Origin of the sequence: Pseudomonas sp. PA-4-8C, from assembly GCF_021606625.1 — a bacterium.
Taxonomy (GTDB): Bacteria; Pseudomonadota; Gammaproteobacteria; order Pseudomonadales; family Pseudomonadaceae; genus Aquipseudomonas; species Aquipseudomonas lactis.
On the sequence record NZ_WKCD01000322.1, the window covers coordinates 1 to 5,672 of the forward strand.

Sequence of the window (5,672 nt, forward strand, 5' to 3'; positions counted from 1 at the left end):
CATAAAACGGTGGGTGGGCGATGCAGATTTCCTTGCAGCAACAAGTGGCCCTGGTCACCGGGGCCAGTTCCGGTATTGGCGCGGGCGCGGCCAAAGCCCTGGCCGCAGCAGGCGCGGCGGTGGTGCTTAACTACAACTCCCAGGCGGCACCGGCGGAGGCCCTCGCCGCGCAGATCAATGCCAACGGCGGCCGAGCGCTTGCGATTGGCGGCGATGTGTCCAAGGAGGCCGATGTCGAACGCCTGTTCGCGCAAACCCTCGACGCCTTCGGCCATCTGGATATTCTGGTGGCCAATTCCGGCCTGCAAAAAGATGCCAATCTGGTGGATATGACCCTTGAGGATTGGAACACCGTGATTGGCGTCAACCTCACCGGGCAGTTCCTCTGCGCACGGGCGGCGGTGCGTATCTTCAATCGCCAGGGTATTCGCGAAGGTGTGTCACGGGCCGCCGGCAAAATCATCCATATGAGTTCGGTGCATCAAGTCATCCCCTGGGCCGGGCATGTGAATTACGCGGCGTCCAAGGGCGGCGTGGAGATGCTGATGCGCACCCTCGCTCAGGAAGTCAGCGAGCAACGCATCCGTATCAACGGCATCGCACCGGGGGCCATTCGTACGGCGATCAACCGTGCGGCCACCGAAGGCGCGGCAGAACAAGAGCTGCTTAAATTGATTCCTTATGGTCGTGTCGGTGACGTCGAAGACGTGGCCAATGCCGTGGTATGGCTGGCCAGCGACGCTTCTGATTATGTGGTTGGCAGCACGCTGTTCATTGATGGCGGCATGAGCCTTTATCCGGAGTTTCGTGGCAATGGTTGATTTCAAGAACGAACCTCAAAGCGCCATTGATGCCCACGGGATCATCGGCGACATGCGCAGCGCGGCACTGGTGAACGACCGCGGCAGCATCGACTTCTTCTGCTGGCCGGAATTCGACAGCCCCTCGGTGTTCTGCGCATTGCTCGACACGCCCGAGGCCGGCACGTTTCAGCTTACCCCGGACCTGCCCAACGCCCGCCGCGAGCAGATCTACCTGCCCGACACCAACGTGTTGCAGACTCGCTGGCTGAGCGATGAAGCGGTGGTGGAGATCACCGACCTGCTGACCGTCAGCGAAAACGTCGATGAACTGCCTTTGCTGATCAGGCGGGTACGGGTGGTCAGTGGCAAGGCGACTATCCACCTGAGCTGCGCCGTGCGCCACGACTATGCCCGGGCCGCCACCGAAGCGAAGGCAGACGCTGCCAGTGTAGTGTTCACCGCCAGCGGCCAGCCCGGCCTGCGCCTGATCGGCAGCCAGCCGCTGACCCTGCAAGACAACACCGCCCTCGCCACGTTTACCCTCGCCCAGGAGGAAGGCGCTGAGTTTGTCCTCGGCGGCCAGGAGGATGCGCGCGTCACCAACGACTGTACCGACCTCTACCTGGAGCGCACCTTGAAATTCTGGCGCGGTTGGATCAGCCAATCCAACTACCGCGGGCGCTGGCGCGAGATGGTCAACCGCTCGGCCCTGGCGCTGAAACTTTTGACCTCGCGCAAACACGGCGCCATCATCGCCGCCGCCACGTTCGGGCTGCCGGAAACGCCCGGCGGCGAACGCAACTGGGACTACCGCTACACCTGGATCCGCGATGCCTCGTTCACCGTCTATGCGTTCATGCGCCTGGGTTTCGTCGAGGAAGCCAACGCCTACATGCGCTGGCTCAGGGGCCGGGTCAGCGACTGCTGCGGCCAGCCGACCAAGATCAACATCCTGTACGGCATCGACGGCCGCCAGGAACTCCCGGAAACCACCCTCGACCACTTGAGCGGCCACGGCGGCGCCCAACCGGTGCGGGTGGGCAATGAGGCGTTCGATCAGATCCAGCTGGATATCTACGGCGAACTGATGGACGCGGTTTACCTGGTGAACAAATACGGCGAAGCCATCTCCCACCAAGGCTGGAAACACACGGTGGAAGTGGTCGACCAGGTGTGTGAGATCTGGAACCACAAAGACGTAGGCATCTGGGAAATGCGCGGTGAGCAGCATCACTTCCTGCACTCACGCCTGATGTGCTGGGTGGCCCTGGACCGTGCCATCCGCCTGGCCTCCAAACGCTCACTACCAGCGCCGTTCGCACGCTGGGACCAGACGCGCCAGGCGATCTACGCCGACATCTGGACGAACTTCTGGAACGAAGAGCGCGGGCATTTCGTCCAGCATATCGGCAGCACCGCCCTCGACGGTTCGATGCTGTTGATGCCGCTGGTGCGCTTTGTCGCCGCCACGGACCCGCGCTGGCTGTCGACACTGCAAGCGATCCAGAAAAGCCTGGTGCGTGACGGCATGGTCTACCGCTACCGCAATGACGACAGCCAGATCGATGGGCTGCAAGGCGTCGAAGGCGCGTTTGCCGCCTGCTCGTTCTGGTACGTCGAATGCCTGGCGCGCGCCGGGCAAGTTGAAAAAGCCCATCTGGAATTCGAACAGTTGCTGCGTTACGCCAACCCGCTGGGGTTGTACGCCGAAGAGTTCGACAGCCAGGCCCGGCACCTGGGTAACACGCCCCAGGCCTTGAGCCATTTGGCATTGATCAGTGCGGCAACGTTCCTGGACCGCAAGCTCAGCGGGGAGAAAACCGTATGGCAACCCTGACCACCCCACCCGCACTGCTGTATGTGCGCACCACCCTGCTTGATGTGGCTTACGAAACCCACGGCCCCGTCGATGGCGAACCGGTGATCCTGTTGCATGGCTTCCCCTACGACCCTCGGGGCTACGACGACATCGCACCGGTGCTGGCTGAACGCGGTTATCGGGTACTGGTCCCGTATTTACGCGGTTATGGCCCGACGCGATTTATCAACACGCAAGTGATGCGCTCCGGCCAACAGGCGGCGCTGGCCAAGGACTTGCTCGACTTCATGGATGCCTTGGCCATCCCGCAAGCTACCCTCGCCGGCTTTGACTGGGGTGGGCGCGCCGCCTGTATTGTGGCGGCGCTGTGGCCGCAGCGGGTACGCGGCCTGGTGACCGGCGATGGCTACAACATCCAGGCCATCAGCCAGTCGCTCAAACCTCGGGCACCTGAGACAGAGCACCGGCTCTGGTATCAGTACTACTTTCACACCCAGCGCGGGGTCGATGGTTTGACGGCCAACCGGCGTGAACTCTGCCAATTGCTCTGGACGCTGTGGTCACCGTCCTGGGCCGAAGGGCCAAGCCGCTACGCCCTGACCGCGCCGTCGTTTGATAACCCGGATTTTGTCGAGGTGGTGATTCATTCGTATCGCCATCGCTTCATGTATGCGCCGGGTGATCCCGCGCTGGAATCCATCGAGCAGGCGCTGGTGCCACAACCGGCGATCTCGGTACCGAGCATTTCGTTGTGCGGGGCCGACGACGGTGTGGGCCCGCCGCCGCTTGTGGATGACGATGTGGAGCACTTCAGCGGCTTTTATCGCCGCCAGGTGTTGCCCGGCGTTGGCCACAATGTTTTCCAGGAAGCGCCCCAGGTCACGCTTCACGCTTTGCTGGAACTACTGGAGCGGTGAAAAACGCTCCCGATACGCCTGTGGCGTCACCGACAAAGCCCTTAGAAAGCTGCGACGCAAGGTCTCTTCACAGCCAAAACCGCATTGCATGGCGATACGTTTGATGGAGGTTGTGCTGTCTGCCAGTTGCCGGCGTGCGTTTTCGACGCGAATCAGTTCCACGGCCCGCGCCGGGGTCTGGCCGGTCTCGGTGCGGTAGTGACGCACAAAGCTGCGCTCGCTCATACCGGCCTGGGCCGCCAGTGTGGCGATGCTCAACTCCAGCGTCAGGTTATCGGCGATCCAGGCATGCAGCTCGGCGAAGCGGCTGTCGCTCTTTTGCAGGGATAACGTCACGCTGAATTGCGACTGGCCGCCAGGGCGCTTGAGGAACACCACGAGGTGGCGCGCAACCTCCAAGGCAATCGCACGCCCCAGGTCATCCTCTACCAGGGCCAGGCACAGGTCGATCCCGGCGGTCACGCCAGCAGACGTCCACACCGCGCCTTGCTGGATGAAAATCGGATTGGCCTCCACCGTGAGCGCAGGGAACTTGCGCGCCAGTTCTTCACAGCGCGTCCAGTGCGTGGCCACGCGGCAACCATCGAGCAAACCACTGGCGGCCAGCAGAAAAGCCCCGGTGCACACTGAAGCCATGCGCCGGGTGTGCCGGGATTTATCACGCACCCATTGCACCAGCGTCGGGTCCTCGGCAACACCGTACACCCCCCAGCCACCGGCGATCACCAGCGTGTCGCAGGGCTGGTCAATGGCGGGCAGCGGCTCGGCCAGCAGCGCCAGGCCGGCCGACGTCATTACCGGCCCAGCCTGAGTAGCAATGACGTTGACCGCATAGGGCAATGGCAAACCACGTTGGCGCGCCAGATCGTTAGCCGATGCGAACACTTGTAGAGGCCCGGTGACATCGAGCACCTGGGCATTCTCAAACGCGAGCACATGAATAATTTTTGGCATGATTGGCGAGATTAGTGGGCTCAATGGCGTATTCGCCAAAGCCTAGGCTTCTACAGTAAGGACGTCCATCCCTTTCGGAGCGTGAATCATGACCTTGCAGATCGGCTTTCTATTGTTCCCCGGCATCCAGCAACTGGACCTTACCGGCCCCTATGATGTCCTCGGTTCGCTGCCAGACGTGAAACTGCACCTGGTGTGGAAAGACCTGGCGCCGATCACCTCCAGCACCGGCTTGGTGTTCACGCCGACCATCACGTATGCCGACTGCCCGAACCTGGATGTGCTCTGCGTACCCGGCGGCGCCGGTGTGGGCCCTTTGATGGAAGACCCGCAAACCCTGGATTTTCTCAAGGCCCAGGCACAGACAGTGCGCTACATGACCTCGGTGTGCACCGGCTCACTGGTACTGGGCGCGGCAGGGTTACTGCGCGGTCGCAAGGCCACCACCCATTGGGCCTACCACCACCTGCTCGCCCCGCTCGGTGCTATTCCCGTACAGGAACGTGTGGTGCGTGACGGCAACCTGTTTACCGGCGGCGGGATCACCGCCGGCATCGACTTTGCCCTGACTCTGGCCGCGGAGTTGTACAGCGAAGCGGCGGCGCAACTGGTACAACTGCAGATCGAATACGCGCCGGCCCCACCGTTTGACTCAGGCCGCCCGGAGACGGCGCCCCGGCATGTGCTGGAGGAAGCCAACAAGCGCACGGTGGAGTCACGCAGAGTGCGCGGGGAGATTGTTGCGCGGGCAGCTGCGCGGCTGGGGTGAAGTTGGATTTCTCACGTCCGGTCGCTGAATTTGCAGCGACTGGGAAGGTCCGTGGGAATGAACCGGTTTCAACGCTTGAACGTGAGGTAAGTCCTAGTCCGCTGTACGAAACTCCTTTTGATTCTCTCGGTGCTCAACGGCTGTCCAGTCGTAGCCAGTCTTTCGACTGACCTGGTAGTCGTGGCAAAGCTGGCCAAAGGTATCTCTTTCAGTCAAATAGGTGGCCGTTACCGCAGGAATGAATATGTGCTCGGTCTGATACCCGGTGTCGGCTGGCAGGCCGCCTTCGCGAGCAAGCCAGCTCCCACAATTGGATCGTAGGGTGTCAGGTAGAGAAGCGTCGGCTGGCAGGCCGCCATCGCAGGCAAGCCAGCTCCCACAGTTGGATTGCGGGGTGTCTGGTAGATGAG

5 protein-coding genes and 1 pseudogene are annotated in these 5,672 nt (G+C 62.1%); 4 read left to right on the top strand and 2 right to left on the bottom strand.

From position 1 onward, the window contains the following. The first annotated feature begins 20 nt into the window (after positions 1–20). Genes GIW04_RS27080 through GIW04_RS27090 form a run of 3 tightly spaced genes read left to right on the top strand, consistent with a single transcriptional unit; the run spans position 21 to position 3,539 of the window. Positions 21–821 (top strand): glucose 1-dehydrogenase, encoded by an 801-nt coding sequence (locus tag GIW04_RS27080; protein WP_003190230.1) that lies wholly within the window; start codon positions 21–23, stop codon positions 819–821. Next, positions 814–2,640 carry a glycoside hydrolase family 15 protein gene (locus GIW04_RS27085; RefSeq protein WP_003190228.1) on the top strand — a complete coding sequence of 609 codons (1,827 nt, stop codon included), beginning with the start codon at positions 814–816 and terminating at the stop codon, positions 2,638–2,640. The genes GIW04_RS27080 and GIW04_RS27085 overlap by 8 nt, the downstream gene beginning before the upstream one ends. Beyond that, positions 2,628–3,539, top strand: coding sequence for an alpha/beta fold hydrolase (locus tag GIW04_RS27090; RefSeq protein ID WP_003190226.1), 912 nt, complete (start codon positions 2,628–2,630; stop codon positions 3,537–3,539). Before GIW04_RS27085 ends, GIW04_RS27090 begins: the two co-directional genes overlap by 13 nt. On the opposite strand, the gene GIW04_RS27095 is transcribed toward GIW04_RS27090, so the two are convergent. Further along, positions 3,525–4,493, bottom strand: a complete 969-nt coding sequence (locus tag GIW04_RS27095; protein WP_003190225.1) for a GlxA family transcriptional regulator — start codon at positions 4,491–4,493, stop codon at positions 3,525–3,527. The genes GIW04_RS27090 and GIW04_RS27095 overlap by 15 nt on opposite strands. 88 nt (positions 4,494–4,581) lie before the next feature. Between GIW04_RS27095 and inhA the strand changes: the two genes are divergently transcribed. Further along, complete coding sequence (gene inhA, locus GIW04_RS27100) at positions 4,582–5,262, top strand: isonitrile hydratase (RefSeq protein ID WP_019818712.1); 681 nt, start codon at positions 4,582–4,584, stop codon at positions 5,260–5,262. 93 nt (positions 5,263–5,355) lie between these two features. Here inhA and GIW04_RS27105 read toward each other — a convergent pair. Beyond that, positions 5,356–5,672, bottom strand: a pseudogene (locus GIW04_RS27105) (hypothetical protein); the annotation flags it as partial.